This is a genomic window from Stenotrophomonas nematodicola (genome assembly GCF_009467805.1).
GTDB lineage: Bacteria > Pseudomonadota > Gammaproteobacteria > Xanthomonadales > Xanthomonadaceae > Stenotrophomonas > Stenotrophomonas nematodicola.
In genome coordinates, this window is sequence record NZ_WIAY01000001.1 from 471993 (window position 1) to 490221 (window position 18229).

Consider the following 18229-nt stretch of genomic DNA (forward strand, 5'->3'; position numbering starts at 1 on the left):
CTGACGTACGGGCACGCACGGCCACCCCCGGGTTCAGGGTGGCAAGCGCCCTGTTCAGCCTGCCGGACCCGGCGGGGGGCCGTCGAGCAGGTCGCGGACCCGATAGCTGCCGGGGGCACGCCCATTCAGCTGGGTCGCGGCAAACAGTGCGCCGCGCGCGAAGATGTCGCGGTTGGTGGCGCGGTGGATGAGCTCGATGCGCTCGCCCAGCCCGGTGAACTGCACCAGGTGCTCGCCCACGATGTCGCCGGCGCGCAGGCTGGCGTAGCGCGGCTGCGCCCCGCCCTTGCGTGCGGCCTCGCCCAGGGTCAGCGCCGTACCGGACGGCGCATCCTGCTTGTGGACATGGTGGGACTCGACGATGTCGCACTCCCACCCCGACAGGGCAGCGGCGGCCCGTTCCACCAGCTCGTCCAGCACGGCCACGCCCAAGCTGAAGTTGGAGGCCCACACCAGCGGAATGCGGCTGGCGGCGGCAATCAGCGCCTGGCGTTGCGATTCGCTGATGCCGGTGGTGCCCGAGACCAGGCCGGCGTTGCGCTCCACGCACAGCGCCAGGACCGGATCGAAGCCGTCCGGCAGGCTGAAGTCGATTGCCACGTCGAACGGCGGTGCACCGGACAGCTCGGCGCTGGCGAAGTGCGGCACGCCGTCGACAACGCGCTGCGCCGGCGCACGGCCGGTCACAGCCGCAACGACCTGCAGATGGGAAGTGCCGGCTGCCAGCCGGAGCAGGGTCTGGCCCATCCGCCCGGAGGCACCGTGGACGAGCAAACGAAGGGGGGAAGTGGTCATCCCTGCAGGCTAGCGGGTGGCGGCAAGCCTGCACAAGGGGAAACAGCGTCACTGCACCGCCCGGAGCGCCCTCGCCGCTTGCTACGCTGTGGCCCGGTTTCTTCAGGCAGCCTGCCATGCAGCTTTCGCATCACCTCGTCCTGGTCACCGGCGGCGCCCGTGGCCTGGGGGAGCACCTGGTCCGCGCGTTCGCCCGTGAGGGCGCACAGGTCATCATCAACTACCTGCACAGCGCCGATGCCGCCGAGTCCCTGGCCGGCGAACTGGGGGCCAATGCGCTGGCCGTGCGCGCCGATGTGACCGATCGCGCGGAGGTCAACGCCCTGATCGCTGCGGCGCGCCATCACTTTGGACGCGAGGTCAGCTGCGTGGTCAACAATGCCCTGGCCGCGTTCTCGTTCAATGGCGACGCCCGCGCCCCGGCCGACAGCATCGACTGGCAGGCCTTCAGTGCGCAGTTCGACGGCAGCGTGCGCGGTGCGCTCAACACGGTGCAGGCGACCCTGCCCGGCATGCGTGCACAGGGCTTCGGCCGGATCATCAACATCGGCACCAACCTGTTCCAGAACCCGGTGGTGCCCTACCACGATTACACCGCTGCCAAGGCCGCGCTGCTGTCACTCACCCGCACCCTGGCCGGGGACCTCGGCCCGCACGGCATCACCGTCAACATGCTGTCCGGCGGCCTGCTGCGCACCACCGATGCCAGCGCGGCCACGCCCGCGGCGGTGTTCGACTACATCGCCGCCAACACCCCGCTGCGCAGCGTGACCACCCCGGCCGAGTTCGCCGACGCAGCGCTGTTCTTCGCCTCGCCGTGGGCGCGCGCGATCACCGGCCAGAACCTGGTGGTGGACGGCGGACTGGTGCGCGACTGACCGTGCGCATCTCCGATATCGCCCGGCGCAGCGGCGCCAGCCAGAAAGCCATCCGCCTGTACGAAGCACGGGGCCTGCTCGCCCCGGTGCCACGCATCAACCGCTACCGGGACTACAGCGAGCAGGACCTCACCCTGGTGCTGCTGATCCGCCAGGCACAGGCGCTGGGCTTCCGGCTGGCCGAGGTCGTCGCTGTGCGCCGGCCCGATGGCAGCTTCGACGGTGATCGCCTGCAGGCGCTGCTGGCCCAGCGGCAGCAGGCGGTACGCGGTACGCGGCGACATTGCGCGGCTGCAGCAGCTGGACGCTGCGCTGACCGTCCTGCGCGGCGACATCGCAGCGCTGGTCGCGCAGGGTGACGCCGGCGTACTGGACGCGTGCATCTCGGCGGGCGCCTGCGCCACGGCTTGACTCTGCCCCACGGGGCAGACCGTAGCCTGCGCCCTTCTTCTTCGAGCGTCCCCATGTCCAGATCGATCGTCATACTCCTTGGCCACCCCGATCACGACAGCCTGTGCGGCGGCCTGGCCGAGCGCTACCAGCAGGCCGCCCTCGCCGCAGGCCATCGCGTGCAGCTGTTCCGCCTGGGCGATATCGATTTCGACCCGGTGCTGCGGCATGGCTACCGGCAGATCCAGCCGCTGGAGCCGGGACTGCAGCAGATCAACGACGCCATCGCACAGTGCGAGCACCTGGTACTGGTCTACCCCACCTGGTGGGGTGGCATGCCGGCCCTGCTCAAAGGCTATTTCGACCGTGCGTTCCTGCCCGGGTACGCCTTCCGCTACCGCACGGACTCGGTGTGGTGGGACCGCCTGCTGAGCGGCCGCAGCGCGCGGGCGATCATCACGATGGACACCCCGCCCTGGTACTACCGCTGGGTGTACCGGATGCCCGGCCACCAGCAACTGAGGCGGACCATCCTGGACTTCTGCGGAATCCGGCCGGTGCGGATCAGCAGTTTCGGCCCGGTGCGCAGCGCCGACACCCGGACGCGCGCGCGGTGGCTGGCCACCGTGGAGCGCTTGGGCGCACAGGCGCGCTGAGCGACCTGACGCAGGCCCGTAGAGCCGGGCTCTGCCCCGCTGCCTTTCGTTGGGTATCCCACGATCTGACGCAAGCCGGGTAGAACCCGGCTCTACAAGGCTGCGCTTTGCCTGGGTGTCCCACGATCTGACCCAAACCCGTAGAGCCGGGCTCTGCCCGGCTGCCTTTCGTTGGGTGTCCCACGATCCGACCCAAACCCGTAGAGCCGGGCTCTGCCCGGCGGCCTTTCGTTGGGTGTCCCACGATCTGACGCAAGCCGGGTATAACCCGGCTCTACAAGGCTGCGCTTTGCCTGGGTGTCCCACGATCTGCCCCAAACCCGTAGAGCCGGGCTCTGCCCGGCTGCCCTTCGTTAGGTATCCCACGATCTGACGCAAGCCGGGTAGAACCCGGCTCTACAAGGCTGCGCTTTGCCTGGGTGTCACGCGATCTGACGCACGCCGGGTAAAACCCGGCGCTACCGCTTCGGCGGGGTTGGGCCGCAGCTGTCGCAACCGCCGCACGCGCCACCGCCGCCACTGGCGGGCGGGGCGATCTTCCTGCCCAGCGCCTGCAATGCGGCGCTGCGGTCGGGCTTGAGCAGCGCCAGCGCCAGGACGCCGCGCACCTTGCGCACGGTGCCCGGAAACTGCTTTTTCAGCACCACCCAGGCACTGAACAGGACGATCAGGGCGACCACCACGTACTGCAGGAACAGACCGGCGCTCATCAGCCGCCTCCCAGCGCCACGGTGAGCTGATAGGTGACCAGCGCGGCCAGGTAGGCCGCCGCGAACAGGTAGAAGGTGGCGAAACCGACCTGCTTCCACGAGTTGGTTTCACGCTTGATCGTGGCAAGCGTCGAGATGCACATCGGCGCATAGATGAACCACACCAGCAGCGACAGACCGGTCGCCAGCGACCAGCCATGCGCCACCACCGGGGTCAGCGCCTGGATCGCGGCATCATCGTCGGGCGCGGACAGCGCGTAGATGGTTGCCAGCGACGACACCGCCACTTCCCGCGCGCCCATGCCCGGGATCAGCGCGATGCAGATCTGCCAGTTGAAGCCCAGCGGCGCGAAGAACACTGCCATCGCGTGGCCGATCTGGCCGGCGTAGCTGTAATCGATCGCCGGCATGGTCGCGTTCTCCGGCGCCCCCGGGAACGACAGCAGCACCCACAGCAGAATGGTCAGCGACAGAATGATGCCGCCCACGCGCTTGAGGAAGATCATGCCGCGCTCGTACAGGCCCACCGCCAGATCGCGCGGGTGCGGGATGCGGTAGGACGGCAGTTCCAGCATCAGCGGGTGCTCGCTCTTGTCGCGGCGCCACTTCTTCATCACCCATGACATCGCCAGCGCACTGAGGATGCCGGCCACATACAGACCGAACAGCACCAGCCCCTGCTGGCTGACGAAGCCCCACAGGGTTCTGGCGGGAATGAACGCGCCGATCAGCAGCGCATACACCGGCAGCCGCGCCGAGCAGGTCATCAGCGGTGCCACCAGGATGGTGGCCAGGCGGTCGCGCGGGTCCTGGATGCTGCGCGTGGCCATGATCCCCGGCACCGCGCACGCGAAGCTGGACAGCAGCGGGATGAACGACCGCCCGGACAGGCCGGCCGAGGCCATCATCCGGTCCAGCAGGAAGGCGGCACGAGGCAGATAGCCGGATTCTTCCAGCGCCAGGATGAAGGCGAACAGGATCAGGATCTGCGGCAGGAACACCACCACCCCGCCCACGCCGGCAATGATGCCGTCGGTGAGCAGGCTGGTCAGCGGCCCTTCGGGCAGTACCGCACCAACGGTTTCGCCCAGCCAGCCGAAGCCGGCGTCGATGCCGTCCATCAGCGGCGTGGCCCAGGCGAACACCGCCTGGAAGATCAGGAACATCACCACCACCAGCGTAAGCAGCCCGAACACCGGGTGCAGCAGCCAGCGGTCCAGCGCGTCGTCGATCTTCGCGGTGCGGGTCGGCATGCTCACGGCCGCGGCCAGGATGGCGCGGACGCGGGTGTGGTAATCCTCGCGGGTGTCAGGCGCCGCCACCGGTGCCTGCAGGTGCGGCACCATCGCGTCGAGGCGCTCGACCAGCGCGTGGGCGCCGTTGCGGCGCACCGCCACGGTTTCCACCACCGGCACGCCCAGCGCCTGTTCCAGCGCGGCAACGTCGATCCTGATGCCGCGACGCTCGGCCGCATCGACCATGTTCAGCGCCACGATCATCGGCTTGCCCAGCTCGCGCAGTTCCAGCGCGAAGCGCAGGTGCAGGCGCAGGTTGGTGGCGTCGATCACGCATAGCAGCACGTCCGGCGCCGCCTCGCCGGGATAGAAGCCCCGGCACAGGTCGCGGGTGATCGCCTCGTCCAGGCTCGCCGGCTGCAGGCTGTAGGCCCCCGGCAGGTCGAGCACGGCGAACTCGCGGCCGGACGGCGCACGCAGGCGCCCTTCCTTGCGTTCCACGGTGACGCCGGTGTAGTTGGCAACCTTCTGGCGGCTGCCGGTGAGCTGGTTGAACAGCGCGGTCTTGCCACTGTTGGGGTTGCCCACCAGCGCCACGCGCAGCGGAAGGGCCGCGGCGCTCATGCCGGGGCTCCGGCGACGACCGCGGTCACCTGGATGCGCCGGGCCTCACTGCGGCGCAGGGCGAAGCGGGTGAACCCGACCTGCACCAGCAGCGGCTCGCCGCCGACCGGACCACGGGCTACCAGACGCACATCTTCTCCCGTCACAAACCCCAGCTCCTGGAGCCGGCGGGCGATGGCATCGTTTGCATGCAGTTCCTGCACGGATTCCACCAGGGCGGAGCTGTGCAGAGGCAGATCGGACAGCGTCACAGAGCGCCTTCTGGTTGATAGGAATGGTTATCAATTCTAGCATCGCCGCGTCGCGTCATGGCCCGTGACCAATGGCCCGCTATGATCTGTACATGTATGGAGTAATCGCAGGCCCCCTCGATGAGTGATGCACTACGGATAGAACGCAGCGGGTCGGTCCTGACCCTGTGGCTGAACCGCCCCGCCCTCCACAACGCCTTCGACGCGGCCCTGATCGCCCAGTTGACCGCCGCGCTGGAGGCCGCCGGCCGCGACGCCCAGGTCCGCGCGGTGGTGTTGGCGGGCCAGGGCGCCTCGTTCTCGGCCGGCGCGGACATGCAGTGGATGCGCGGCATGGCGGCGGCGAGCGAGGAGGACAACCGCCAGGATTCGCTGGCGCTGGCGCGTCTGATGCGCACCCTGGACGAGCTCCCCCGCCCGACCATCGCCCGCGTGCACGGCGCCGCGTTCGGCGGCGGGGTGGGCCTGGTGGCCTGCTGCGATATCGCCATCGCCAGCACCAGCGCGCGCTTCGGGCTGACCGAAAGCCGGCTCGGCCTGCTGCCGGCGGTCATTTCCCCGTACGTGATCGACGCCATCGGCCCACGCCAGGCGCGCCGCTGGTTTGCCACCGGCGAGCATTTCGATGCCGAGACCGCCCTGCGCATCGGCCTGGTACACCAGCTGATCGAACCTGAACGCATCGACGAAGCCGTGCAGCGCCAGCTCAGCCTCCTCGACAAGGCCGGCCCGATCGCCTCGTCCTCGGCCAAGGACCTGGTCCGCCGGGTGTCGGTGGGCCGCGACCGCGACGCTCTCGACCGCGACAATGCCGCGCTGATCGCCCGCCTGCGGGTATCGGCCGAGGGCCAGGAGGGCCTGGGCGCCTTCCTGGACAAGCGCGCCCCCCATTGGGTTACCCAGGACTGAGAACGCCACCATGCTCGACCACATCGGAATCCGCTGCGCCGACTTCGCCCGCAGCCTGGCCTTCTTCCAGCAGGCGCTGGCCCCGCTCGGCATCGGCGTGGTGATGCAGGTCAGCGCCGCCCAGACCGGCGACCACGACCATGCCGGCTTCGGCCGCACCGGCAAGCCGGACTTCTGGATCGGCAACGCCCCCGGCGCCCACGGCGGCGTACACGTGGCCTTCAGCGCCGGCAGCCGCGCCGAGGTTGACGCCTTCCACCAGGCCGCATTGGCCGCCGGCGGGCGCGACAACGGCGCTCCCGGCATCCGCGAGTACTACCACCCCGATTACTACGGGGCGTTCGTGCTCGATCCGGACGGCAACAATATCGAAGCGGTGTGCCACCGCCCGGCCTGACCCACCCGCCGGCCGCCCCGGCGGCCGCGCCATTCACCGCGGGCTGGCCGCTTTGCCGCCCATCCCGCGTATCCCCCTTTCGTGGCCCGCCGGGGAACGTGGGCCACCCTTGCCTGCCAGGACTCTACGTGACTTCTCCCCTGACCCGCGCTCTCCCGGTTGCCCGCCCCGTCCCGTCACGGGAGCGCGCGCATGGATGATTTCGTCCGCATCGTCGAGGTCGGCCCGCGCGACGGGTTGCAGAACGAAGCCCATCCGGTGGCAACCGCCGACAAAATCGAGCTGATCCGCCAGTTGTCCCTTACCGGCCTGCGCACCATCGAGGCGACCAGCTTCGTCAGCCCGCGCTGGGTGCCGCAACTGGCCGACGCCGCCGAGGTCTATCAGGGCATCGACCGCCTCCCCGGCATCGCCTACCCGGTACTGGTGCCCAACGAACAGGGCTACGACCGTGCCCGTGCGGTGGGCGTGGACGAAGTGGCAGTGTTCACCGCTGCGTCGGAAACGTTCAACCGCACCAACACCAACGCCGGCATCGACGAGTCGCTGGCGCGCTTCGCGCCGATCCTGGAACGCGCCCGCGCCGACGGGGTCAAGGTCCGCGGCTACGTCTCCACCGTGCTGGGATGCCCTTACCAGGGCGAGGTGCCGGTGAGCGAGGTGGTGCGCGTGGCCACTGCGCTGTACGCGATGGGCTGTTACGAAATCTCGCTGGGCGACACCATCGGCGTGGGCACCCCGCGCAAGGCCCGCGCGATGCTGCATGCGGTCGCGGCCGAGCTGCCGATGTCGGCCCTCGCCGTGCACTTCCACGACACCTATGGCCAGGCCCTGGCCAACATCGACGCCTGCCTGGACGAAGGCGTGCGCGTGGTCGATTCTGCCGTGTCCGGCGCGGGCGGCTGCCCGTACGCCAAGGGCGCCAGCGGCAATGTCGCCAGCGAGGATGTGGTGTATCTGCTGCACGGCATCGGCATGCGCACCGGCATCGATCTGCCGGCACTGGCGGCCACCGGCCGCTGGCTGGCGGCGCGGCTGGGCCGCGACACCGGCAGCAAGACCGGGAAGGCGCTGGCGGCCACATGACCCGACGCAGCCCGCGCAAGGACGCTGCGGTCGGTGATCATCTCACCGCCCACGTCGACGCGCTGGCTGCGCTGGACCGCGCCCTGGCGCAGGCACCGCCTGACGCACTGCGCCAGCTGCTGGAAGTGGCGCAGGCCGCCCTGCAGGAAGCGATGGACGAGCGCCAGCTCGCCCTGCGCCGCTATGCCGCGCTGTTCGACGCGGTGCCCGACCCGGTCAGCATCCTCAGTGAAGCGGGCGTGGTACTGGACCTCAACCACGCCGGCGTGCGTGCCTACGGGCGCAGCCGTGAGGACATCATCGGCCAGCCGATCGAACTGCTCAATCCGGACCTGCCCAGCGACCACCTCGACCCCGTCTGGGAGGCGCTGCATCGCGGGGAAACCTACGTTATCGAAGTCACCAACATGCGCGGCGACGGCAGCCGCTTCCCGGTGGAGGTGCACTCGGCCGGCTTCGAGCACCAGGGCGAACACTGCATCGTCGCCGTCGCGCGCGACCTCAGCAGCCGCTGGCAGGCCGAGTCGCGCTACCGCCTGCTGATGGAATCCATCGACAAGGGCGTGATCCTGTTCGATCGCCAGCTGCGGGTGGTGTCGGCCAACCCTGCCGCGCACCGCATCCTGGGCATTCCCGGCAACGGCAACAGCCTCCAGGCGATGCTCTGCCCGGAGGACTGGATCAGCGTGGACGAGCATGGGCACCCGCTCACCCGGGAGCAGTGGCCGGCGGCGGTCTCGCTGCGCACCGGGCGGATCATCCGCAGCACCATCGTCGGGCTGTACCACCGGCCGCGCGGCCGGATGATCTGGATCTCGACCACCAACGTTCCGGTCTACGGCAACGGCCGCGACAGTCCCGACCATGTCTTCGGGCTGTTCAGCGACATCACCGAGCTCAAGCGCAACAACACCCTGTTCGACCGCGCGCAATCGCTGGCCCATATCGGCGGCTGGGAGTGGGATCGCGGCCTGCAGCGGCTGTACCTCACCGACGAGGCCACCCGCATCCTCGGCCAGGAGCCGCCGCTGCAGGACATGGCCCAGCTGCTCGACTGCCTGCGCCTGAACGACCGCTCGCTGCTGCAGCAGGCCCTGCTCGATGTGATCGACAAGCAGGCACCCTTCGAGCTGGAACTGCAGGGCCAGCGCAGCGACGGACATACCTTCTGGGTGCGCATGATCGGCGAGGCAGAGGCCGGCGACGTCAACGCCGCGCGCATCGCCGGCACCGTGCAGGACATCACCGCGCGCAAGCAGGCCGAGGAAACCCTGCGCATCCAGGCGCGTACCGACCCGCTGACCGGCATCATGAACCGCGACGCGGTGCTCAACGATCTCGCCGCACGCATGTCCAATCCGACCCATTGCCGGGTGGCGGTGCTGTACATCGACCTGGACCGCTTCAAGACCGTCAACGACCTGCTTGGCCACAACGCCGGTGACGAACTGCTGATCGACGCCACGCGCCGCATCGCCACGGCGATCGGCACCGAAGGGCTGGTGGCCCGCTTCGGTGGTGACGAGTTCCTGGTGATCTGCGACACCCGCGACCAGCACGACCAGCCCGAGCGCCTGGCCGACGCGATCACCCAGGCATTCAGCACGCCGTTCCGCTTCGGCAGCGACGAGTTCGCAGTCACCGCCAGCATCGGCATCGCCCGCGCACCGCAGGACGGACTGCGTCCGCAGCAGCTGATCCAGAACGCGGACATCGCCATGTACGACTGCAAGCGCCGCACCCGCAACGGCTGGCAGGTGTTTTCCCCGGAACTGGCGCAGCGCCAGCACGATCGCCTGCAGATCGAAAGCCGCCTGCACCGGGCGCTGGACGACGACGAGTTCCACCTGGTTTACCAGCCGCAGGTGGACCTGCGCAGCGGCCAGCTGGTGGCCGCCGAGGCGCTGATCCGCTGGCGCAACACACAGCTGGGCGAACTGCGCCCGGACATCTTCATCGGCCACGCCGAGAGCACCGGCGACATCGTGCGGATCGGCCTGTGGGTGCTGCGCGAGGCCTGCCGCCAGGTCCGCCAGTGGCAGGATGACGGGCTGGGGATCGTGCGGGTGGCGGTGAACGTCTCCTACCGCCAGTTCGTCGGCGAGGACCTGGCCCGCAACGTGCGCCAGGTGCTCGACGAGTTCGGCCTGCCCGGCAGCGCGCTGGAGCTGGAGTTCACCGAGCGGGTACTGATCGAGGATGCACCGGACACCCTGCAGACCTTCGCCCGGCTGCGCGAGATGGGCGTGCTGCTGACCATTGACGACTTCGGCGAAGGCTACAGCGCGCTGAACTACCTGCGCCGGCTGCCGATCCACGGCCTCAAGCTGAGCCAGCTGTTCGTCGAGGGCGTGCCCGGCAACCGCTCGGACGTGGCGGTGTGCGAGGCGGTGTGCGGCATTGCCCGCAGCCTCGGACTGGGACTGGTGGCCGAGGGCATCGAGTCCGAACAGCAGCGCCACTTCCTGCAGGCGCTGGGGGTATCGGTCGGCCAGGGCTTTCTGTTCGCCCCGGGCCTGCCGCCGGATGAGTTCGCCCGCCGCCTGGCCGCGCGCGCCGCGCCGGCGGTGGCGGTGCACAACGGCGAAACCGGCCGCATCCGCTAGAATCGGCGCTTCCAGACTCCACAGGTACGCGCAATGCAGCTGTCTTCCGTCCGCGCCGTCATCACCGGCGGCGTTTCCGGCCTGGGCCTGTCCGTGGCCCGTCACCTGGTCGCCCACGGCGGCAAGGTGGCCCTGTTCGACCTCAACGACGACAAGGGCGCGGCCGCCGTTGCCGAACTCGGCGACGCCCATGCGCGCTACTTCACCACCAACGTCAGCGACGAAGCCGCCGTGGTGGCCAATATCGATGCCGCCCACGACTTCCTCGGCGGGCTGAACGTGGCGATCAACTGCGCCGGCATCCTCGGCGCCGGCCGCGTGCTGGGCAAGGAAGCGCCGATGCCGCTGGCCAACTTCCAGGGCACTGTGATGGTCAACCTGGTCGGCAGCTTCAACGTCGCCAAGGCCGCCGCCAACCGCATGCAGCACAATCCCGCCGGCGACGACGGCGAGCGCGGCGTGATCATCAACACCGCCAGCGTGGCCGCCTACGAAGGCCAGATCGGCCAGGCCGCCTATGCTGCCTCCAAGGGCGGCGTGGTCGGCATGACCCTGCCGATGGCGCGCGAGCTGTCGCGCTTCGGCATCCGCGTGATGACCATCGCGCCGGGCATCTTCTGGACCCCGATGGTCGATGGCATGCCGCCGGCCGTACAGGAATCGCTGGCCGCGTCGATCCCGTTCCCGCCGCGCCTGGGCAAGCCGGAGGATTTCGCCGGCCTGGTCGGCCATATCCTCGGCAATACCTACCTCAACGGCGAAACCATCCGCCTCGATGGTGCGGTGCGCCTGGCACCCAAGTAACATCCGCGCCACCCTCCGGGCGTCCTCGCGGGCGCCCGACACCTCCACGAACCGACCGTCACTCCCATGAAAGCCAACGACATCAAGAAAGGCAACGTCGTCGAATACAACAACGGCGTCTACCAGATCCGCGACATCGAACGCAGCTCGCCGCAGGGCCGCGGCGGCAATGTGCGCTTCCGCTTCATCATGTACAGCGTGCCGGGCGGCAACAAGCTCGACGCCAGCTTCGATGCCGACGACAACCTGCCCGAAGTCGAGCTGCTGCGCCGCCAGTCCACCTATTCGTACAAGGACGGCGACGCGTTCGTGTTCCTGGACGACGAGGACTACACCCCCTACACCCTCGATGCCGATGTCATCGGCGATGACGCCGGTTACATCACCGATGGTCTGAGCGGCATCTACGTGCAGGTGATCGACGAAACGCCGGTGGCCGTGCAGTTGCCCACCAGTGTGGTGCTGGAAGTGATCGAAACGCCGCCGGAGCTCAAGGGTGGCACCGCCACCAAGCGCCCGAAGCCGGCCAAGCTCAACACCGGTATCGAGATCATGGTGCCGGAGTACATTGCCAACGGCGAACGCGTGCTGGTCAACACCACCACCGGTGAATTCGCCGGCCGTGCGGACTGAACGCCTCGTTCTGACCGCCTGCCTGTCCCTGCTTGCGGCGTGCGCGCCGCGGGCGGCGGACAGCGCCGACGAAGGTGCCGACGCGGTGGTGGAGACGCGACCTGCGGACGAGGTGGCGACAGCAGCCCACGTGCCACTGCCAACCGATGCCGTGCCTGATCTCGACCGGGCACCGGACAGCACCGGCGCCACCATCGGTGGCGATGCGTCCGGCATGCCCGACAGCCGCGAACAACTGGATCGCGCCCGCGCCGAGGCCGGATGCGACATTCCCGAGACGGTCTACGACCTCAACGACATCCGCGTGTACTGCGCGCTGCCAGCAGACGCGCGCGCCTTTCTCGAGCGCGAGAACACCTGCCAGCACGTTGCTGGCGAAGAGGCCTATGACGAGGCCCGTGGCAGAGAACTGGCCGCTGCCGCAGAAGCCTTCTGCAACGGACGCGAACGCCTGTTCGCCGGCCTGTTGGACGCCCACGGTGACGACTGCAGCGTCCGCCTCCTTCTTCTCGACGTGGGCAGGCGCTACGACCTGCTCACCGGCGTGCCGCCGGACGACTGCCCGCCCGGCATTTCCCGCTGAGACCGGTGCCGGTCAGGGCCGCGCCGCCAGCGACGGAGCGCCGGCGAAGTCGCCACAGCCGTGGTACTGGCGCGCGCCTACCGTCAGCATCGCGGTGGCACCGAAGGCCTGGCCGCTCATGTCGTCCTGGCACACGGTGCGCTGGAAGGTGAGTTTGATGTCGGTCCCATCGGCCGCCTTGCCCGACCAGCCATCCCTGCCCTGCGTGGGCGTGGCGATCTCGAAGGTGCGCTGCCCGTAGTCGGTTTCCACCCGCAGATGCGGCGAGGCGCCATCGGCCACCACGGCCAGCCAGCCCGGTTCGTTGCCGGTGGCGCGGAACACCATGCCGGTCGCTGCGGTCGACGGCGGCGCCGGCACAGCGTCTTCCCCGCCCGGGCCGGTGCAGTTGCGATCCGCCTCGCCCTTCAGCGACAGGACGCCCTCGGTGGTGCCCTTCGTCCAGAACACGTTGCCCTCGCCGTCGCCGTACTTTGCGCCGGACGCCGCAGGCTGGGACGACATCGCGAACGTCCGCTCGCCGGCGACCACGGTCGCCGCATCCTCGCCCCTGTAGGTCGCCCGCACTGCAAGATCACCGCACTGGAAGGCATAGGTGCGCGCATCGGTGGTTGCGGTCGTGGCCGGCGGCGCATCGGTGCTGCCCGCTGCGGGATCGACCGTGCCCGCCGGTGTCTGCTGCGCCGGCTGGCAGGCCGCCAGTCCGAGCACGATGGCCACACTCAACAGTCCCTGGGGTGCACGCATGTTCGACTCCTTGCAGTTGTTCCACTCAACACCCGATGCTAGCGCGCCCCCACCCGGGGGAGGTGAAGCGGCGGTGACTCGCCGGACCCCACGCACTCAGGTGTCGCGGGCCGGCAGCATCCCCACCGAGAGCAGGTGGACACCGGCAGGCGATGAACAGCGGGCCCACACCCGCAGCAGCCGCAGGCGACGCAGCTGTTCGCCACCGTCGGCAATGCAGGTCAGGGACACGTCGCTGGCAGCGAGCAGCAACTGTCCGCAGGCCAGATACTCGATGGCGCTCTGCTCGATCGCCACCACCCGCAGGCGACGCGCGGCCCACGCCTCCAGGCAGGGATGCGCGCCCTGCCAGTGGCCCGCCGCATCGGTGAAGAACAGCGACGGCGACAGCCACTGCCGCGCCGCCTCGACATCCTGCGCCAGCAGTGCGTGGCGCAGCCCGGCTTCGGCCCGCGCGGTGCGCTGCTCGATCCCATCCACAGTCATCTCACCCTCCCCGGTGTCGTCGCCACGGCCAGCGCCAGCGGCGCATGCCCTGCACCAGCACATAGAACAGCGGCACGAAGAACACGGCCAGCACGGTGCCCGTCAGCATGCCGCCGAACACGCCCGTGCCAATCGCATGCTGGGTCTCCGCCGATGCACCGGAGGCCAGCATCAGCGGCACCACGCCCAGCGCGAACGCCAGCGAGGTCATCAGAATCGGCCGCAGCCGCAGCCGCGCCGCTTCCACTGCCGCCTCGACCACGCCGCGCCCCTGCTGCTGCAGCTGGCGGGCGAACTCCACGATCAGGATCGCGTTCTTGGCCGACAGGCCGATCACTGTGATCATGCCTACCTTGAAGAACACATCATTGGGCAGGCCGCGCAGCAGCACCGCCGCAACCGCGCCCAGCAGCCCCAGCGGCACCACCAGCATCACCGCCGCCGGAATCGACCAGCTTTCATACAACGCCGCCAGCACCAGGAACACCACCAGCATCGACAGCACCAGCAGCCACGGTGCCTGTGCGCCCGATGCCTGCTCCTGCAACGACTGGCCCGTCCATGCCAGCGCGAAGCCGGCCGGCAGCTGCCGGGCCAGCCGCTCCATTTCGGCCATCGCCTGGCCGCTGGAGGTGCCAGGCGCGGCGTTGCCGGACACACTCAGTGCCGGAAACCCCTGATAGCGCTCCAACTGCAGCGGCGTCTGCGACCATACCGGCGTGACCACTTCGGACAACGCCACCATGCCCCCCGTGGCGTTGCGCACGTGCAGCGCCAGCACATCCTCCACCTGCATCCGGTGCGGCGCGTCGGCCTGCACGATCACCTGCTGCATGCGCCCGGCATTGGGGAAGTCGTTGACGTACTGCGAGCCCAGCGCCGCCGACAGCGTGTCGCTGATGCGGGTGAAGCCCACGCCCATCGCTTCGGCCTTGTGGCGATCGATCTCCAGCCGCACGGTACTGCCAGCCGGCAATCCCTCGGCATGCACATCGCGCAGCAGCGGGCTCTTCGCCGCCAGCGCCAGCAGGTGCTGCAGCGCCGCCTGCAGCTGCGCGTGGTCCTGACCGGCACGCGCCTGCAGCCGCAGCTCGAAGCCCGATGACGTACCCAGGCTGTCGATCGCCGGTGGCATCACGCTCATGATCTGCCCCTCGGGCGCGGCAGCCATCGCCGCCTGCGCGCGCTGCACTTCGTCGCCCGCGCTGGCACCATTGCGGGCGCTCCAGTCCTTGAGCATGGTGTAGGCCAGCGCCGCGTTGGGGCCGGAGCCGGCGAAGCTGTAGCCCATGATCGACTGGTTGGAGGCGATCCCCGGACGCGAGGCGACGTGCGCTTCGTAGCGCTTCACCACCTCCAGCGTGCGCTCGGCGGTGGCATCGGCGGGCAGCTGGATCGATGTCATGAAATAGCCCTGGTCTTCCTCGGGCAGGAACGCCCCCGGCACCAGGTGCAGCCCCAGGCCAAGGGCAACCACCAGCGCGACGAACACGGCCATGCCGCGACCGCCACGCTGCAGAATACGCACCACGCGACGCTGGTAGCCGGCCGTCATCCGCTCGACACCGCGATTGAACCACCCGAAGAAACCGCTGCGTCCATGATGGCCGCGGGTACTGGGGCTGAGCAGCGTCGCGCACAGGGCCGGGGTCAGGCTCAGGGCGAGGATGGCCGAGAACAGGATGGACACCGACATCGCCAGCGTGAACTGGCGGTAGATCGCGCCGACCGATCCATCCGCGAAGGCCATCGGAATGAACACAGCGGTCAGCACCAGGGTGATGCCGATCACCGCGCCGGTCAGCTCCTTCATCGCCTTGGCCGTGGCCTCGCGCGGCGGCAGGCCTTCCTCGGCCATGATCCGCTCCACGCCTTCCACCACCACGATCGCATCGTCGACGATGATGCCGATCGCCAACACCATGCCGAACATGGTCAGCACGTTGATCGACACGCCTGCCGCCAGCATCACCGCGAACGTGCCAAGCAGCGCGATCGGCGCCACGATGGCCGGGATCAGCGTGTAGCGGATGTTCTGCAGGAACAGGTACATCACCGCGAACACCAGCACCATCGCCTCGATCAGCGTGATCAGCACCTGGCGGATGGAGATCTCCACGAATGGGGCGGTGTCGAACGGCACCGTCGCCTCCATGCCTGCCGGCAACGTCGGCGCCAGCTCGGCGATGCGCGCCCGTACCGCCCGCGCGGTGCGCACCGCGTTGGCGCCCGGCGACAACTGGATCGCCGCCGCTGTGGCCGGCACGCCGTCCTCGCGGGTGGACCACGCATAGCTCTGCGCGCCCAGTTCGACCCGCGCCACGTCGCCGAGCACCACCGTGCCGCCGTCGGCACGGGCGCGCAGCACGATCGCCGCGAACGCGGCCGGCGTGGTCAACTGGCCCTCGGCCGTCAGCGGGATCGTCACCCGCTGGCCCGGCAGCGCGGGCGAGTCGCCGACGCGGCCCGGCGCGATCTGCACATTCTGCGCGGCGATCGCCTGGGCAAGGTCGTCCAGCGTGAGGCTGTACGCGGTGAGCTGCGACGGGTCCACCCAGATCCGCATCGCGCGCTCGGCACCGAACAGCTGCACGCGGCCGACCCCGTCGATGCGGCGCAGCTCGTCAACGATGTTGCGCGCCATGTAGTCGCTCAGGTCCACCTCGTCCAGGCGTCCGTCCACCGATTTCAGGCCGACCAGCATCAGGAAGCCCGAATCGGCCGCTTCCACCGTCAATCCGTTCTGCCGCACCACCTGCGGCAACCGTGGCTCGATCGCCTTGATCCGGTTCTGCACATCCACCTGCGCCAGTTCCGGGTCGGTGCCCGGGCGGAACGTCGCCGAAATGGTGGCCTCGCCGGAGGTGTCGGTGGACGAGGAGAAGTACAGCAGGTGTTTGACGCCCGACAGCTCGCGCTCGATCAGTCCGACCACGGCATCGTTCATGGTCTGCGGCGTTGCGCCGGGGTAGCTGGCGTAGATGCTCACGCTGGGCGGCGCAACTGCCGGATAGCGTTCGATGGCCAGCCGGGGAATCGCCAGCACGCCGGCGAGCACTACGAAAATGGCCAACACCCAGGCAAATACCGGGCGATCAATGAAAAACTGGGGCATGCAACGTCCTTTGCACATCGGGCAGGCGCTGGCGCGCCTGTTCCGACGGGGTCAGCCGGGGGAAATCAGGGCGCGCCCAGCGCGCCCGTCGTCTGTGGGTGTTTCCAGGGCCTGGCATCGACCACCACGCCTTCCTGCAGGCGCTCCTGGCCTTCCACCACCACGCGTTCGCCGGCATGCAGGCCGTGCTTGACCACGTACTGGCGTTCGACCTGGCCGTCGATCTCGACGGTGCGGATCACCGCTTTGCCATCCTTGCCGATCACCCATGCGTAGGCCTGCCCGCCGGTACTGCGCAGCACCGCCTGCTGGGGCAGCAGCAGCGCCGCCGGCTGCACGCCGCGTGGCACCCGGGCGCGCACGAACATGCCGGGCAGCAGACGCCGTTCGGGATTGTCGACCACGATGCGCAGCACGATGTCGCCCGTTTCGGCATCCACGTTGATCCCCGAGAACAGGATCCTGCCCTTCTCCGGGTAAGCCTGCCCGCCACTGCCCAGCAGCGTCACCGGCAGGCCCGTGGCCTTGTCGAGCTGACCGGACACCACGCTGCGCTGGATGCTCTCCAGCATCGAGGCCGGCTGCCGCACATCCACGTACACCTGGTCCAACTGCTGCACCACCGCCATCGGCGTGGCATCGCTGGCGGTCACCAGCGCGCCCTCGGTGACCAGCGCCTGGTCGATGCGGCCGTCGATGGGCGCATCGACTGTCGCATAGCGCAGATCCAGCCGACGTCGTGCGAGCGTGGCGCGTGCCTGGGCCACATCGGCAAGCGCCTGCTGATGCTCGGCGCGTGCGTCGTCGCGGGCCTGGTGGCTGACCACCTGCGCCGCCGCCAGCGACTGCAGCCGTTCGGACTGCACGCGGGTACGCGCCAGGGTCGCCTCGCTGCGCTGGAGCATCGCCGCCGCGCTGTCGACCTCGGCATGGAACGCGGCAGGGTCGATCTGGAACAGCGGCGTACCGGCCTTGACCTCGGCCCCCTGCTCGAACAACCGCTTGAGCACGATCCCGCCCACCTGCGCGCGGATCTGCGCGGTGCGTACCGCGGCCACCCGGCCGGGCAGCTCATCGTCGAGCTGGACGATCGACGGCGACAGCGTCGCCACCGTGACCGCAGGCGCCGCGACGGCAGGCACGTCTTCCCTGGAGCAGGCCGTGGTCACGGCCATGATCGCCGCGCAGGCGGCGGCGCAAATCCTGTTGGTCTTCATGTGCAGCACACGGGCCGGATCACCGGCTGAAATCATGAATGGCCAAGTCTGCGTGGAGCACGTGGGGTTTCGATGGAGGAAATGTGGAGATACGATGGAGCGCTAAG

The 18229-nt window shown here is 69.2% G+C and carries 18 protein-coding genes; 10 read left to right on the forward strand and 8 right to left on the reverse strand.

The window, feature by feature from the left end; genetic code table 11:
• Positions 1-54: 54 nt before the first annotated feature.
• Positions 55-795, reverse strand: a complete 741-nt coding sequence (gene dapB, locus GDJ08_RS02040; protein ID WP_026070816.1) for a 4-hydroxy-tetrahydrodipicolinate reductase — start codon at positions 793-795, stop codon at positions 55-57.
• 116 nt (positions 796-911) lie between these two features.
• Here dapB and GDJ08_RS02045 point away from each other — a divergent pair, with 116 nt between their 5' ends.
• From GDJ08_RS02045 to GDJ08_RS02055, 3 genes are all read left to right on the forward strand, one after another.
• Positions 912-1673: a 3-oxoacyl-ACP reductase gene (locus GDJ08_RS02045; RefSeq protein WP_017356344.1), complete on the forward strand. Its 762-nt coding sequence runs from the start codon at positions 912-914 to the stop codon at positions 1671-1673.
• 2 nt (positions 1674-1675) lie between these two features.
• Positions 1676-2032: a MerR family transcriptional regulator gene (locus tag GDJ08_RS02050; protein ID WP_229296424.1), complete on the forward strand. Its 357-nt coding sequence runs from the start codon at positions 1676-1678 to the stop codon at positions 2030-2032.
• Between the two features lie 105 nt (positions 2033-2137).
• Positions 2138-2719 carry an NAD(P)H-dependent oxidoreductase gene (locus GDJ08_RS02055; RefSeq protein ID WP_017356346.1) on the forward strand — a complete coding sequence of 194 codons (582 nt, stop codon included), beginning with the start codon at positions 2138-2140 and terminating at the stop codon, positions 2717-2719.
• Positions 2720-3177: 458 nt separating this feature from the next.
• Here the strand turns inward: GDJ08_RS02055 and GDJ08_RS02060 are convergent, their stop codons facing one another.
• From GDJ08_RS02060 to GDJ08_RS02070, 3 genes are read right to left on the reverse strand one after another with little or no spacing between them, the layout of a single operon-like run.
• Complete coding sequence (locus tag GDJ08_RS02060) at positions 3178-3429, reverse strand: DUF6587 family protein (protein ID WP_017357245.1); 252 nt, start codon at positions 3427-3429, stop codon at positions 3178-3180.
• Positions 3429-5288 carry a ferrous iron transport protein B gene (feoB, locus tag GDJ08_RS02065; protein ID WP_153164201.1) on the reverse strand — a complete coding sequence of 620 codons (1860 nt, stop codon included), beginning with the start codon at positions 5286-5288 and terminating at the stop codon, positions 3429-3431. The genes GDJ08_RS02060 and feoB overlap by 1 nt, the downstream gene beginning before the upstream one ends.
• Positions 5285-5539: a FeoA family protein gene (locus tag GDJ08_RS02070; protein ID WP_017357247.1), complete on the reverse strand. Its 255-nt coding sequence runs from the start codon at positions 5537-5539 to the stop codon at positions 5285-5287. Before GDJ08_RS02070 ends, feoB begins: the two co-directional genes overlap by 4 nt.
• 120 nt (positions 5540-5659) lie before the next feature.
• Between GDJ08_RS02070 and GDJ08_RS02075 the strand changes: the two genes are divergently transcribed.
• From GDJ08_RS02075 to GDJ08_RS02105, 7 genes are all read left to right on the forward strand, one after another.
• Positions 5660-6448, forward strand: a complete 789-nt coding sequence (locus GDJ08_RS02075) for an enoyl-CoA hydratase-related protein (RefSeq protein ID WP_017357248.1) — start codon at positions 5660-5662, stop codon at positions 6446-6448.
• A 10-nt stretch (positions 6449-6458) separates the two neighbouring features.
• The gene (locus GDJ08_RS02080) at positions 6459-6845 is read left to right on the forward strand and encodes a VOC family protein (protein WP_153164202.1); all 387 of its coding nucleotides are present in this window, start codon (positions 6459-6461) and stop codon (positions 6843-6845) included.
• A 192-nt stretch (positions 6846-7037) separates the two neighbouring features.
• Positions 7038-7931: a hydroxymethylglutaryl-CoA lyase gene (locus tag GDJ08_RS02085; RefSeq protein WP_017357250.1), complete on the forward strand. Its 894-nt coding sequence runs from the start codon at positions 7038-7040 to the stop codon at positions 7929-7931.
• Complete coding sequence (locus GDJ08_RS02090) at positions 7928-10537, forward strand: sensor domain-containing protein (RefSeq protein WP_017357251.1); 2610 nt, start codon at positions 7928-7930, stop codon at positions 10535-10537. Before GDJ08_RS02085 ends, GDJ08_RS02090 begins: the two co-directional genes overlap by 4 nt.
• A 33-nt stretch (positions 10538-10570) precedes the next feature.
• The gene (locus tag GDJ08_RS02095) at positions 10571-11341 is read left to right on the forward strand and encodes an SDR family NAD(P)-dependent oxidoreductase (RefSeq protein WP_136003997.1); all 771 of its coding nucleotides are present in this window, start codon (positions 10571-10573) and stop codon (positions 11339-11341) included.
• Positions 11342-11407: 66 nt separating this feature from the next.
• Complete coding sequence (gene yeiP, locus GDJ08_RS02100) at positions 11408-11974, forward strand: elongation factor P-like protein YeiP (protein WP_017357253.1); 567 nt, start codon at positions 11408-11410, stop codon at positions 11972-11974.
• Positions 11949-12557 carry a hypothetical protein gene (locus GDJ08_RS02105; RefSeq protein WP_229296425.1) on the forward strand — a complete coding sequence of 203 codons (609 nt, stop codon included), beginning with the start codon at positions 11949-11951 and terminating at the stop codon, positions 12555-12557. The genes yeiP and GDJ08_RS02105 overlap by 26 nt, the downstream gene beginning before the upstream one ends.
• A gap of 12 nt (positions 12558-12569) precedes the next feature.
• Here GDJ08_RS02105 and GDJ08_RS02110 read toward each other — a convergent pair whose 3' ends face one another.
• From GDJ08_RS02110 to GDJ08_RS02125, 4 genes are all read right to left on the reverse strand, one after another.
• A complete protein-coding gene (locus tag GDJ08_RS02110; protein WP_153164204.1) occupies positions 12570-13304 on the reverse strand; it encodes a COG3650 family protein in 735 nt (244 codons plus the stop codon).
• Positions 13305-13400: 96 nt separating this feature from the next.
• Positions 13401-13790 carry a nuclear transport factor 2 family protein gene (locus GDJ08_RS02115; RefSeq protein ID WP_136003993.1) on the reverse strand — a complete coding sequence of 130 codons (390 nt, stop codon included), beginning with the start codon at positions 13788-13790 and terminating at the stop codon, positions 13401-13403.
• A gap of 1 nt (position 13791) precedes the next feature.
• The gene (locus GDJ08_RS02120) at positions 13792-16905 is read right to left on the reverse strand and encodes a multidrug efflux RND transporter permease subunit (protein WP_136003991.1); all 3114 of its coding nucleotides are present in this window, start codon (positions 16903-16905) and stop codon (positions 13792-13794) included.
• Positions 16906-16970: 65 nt separating this feature from the next.
• Entirely contained in the window at positions 16971-18122 is a 1152-nt protein-coding gene (locus GDJ08_RS02125) for an efflux RND transporter periplasmic adaptor subunit (RefSeq protein ID WP_026071000.1), read from the reverse strand.
• Positions 18123-18229: the final 107 nt, after the last annotated feature.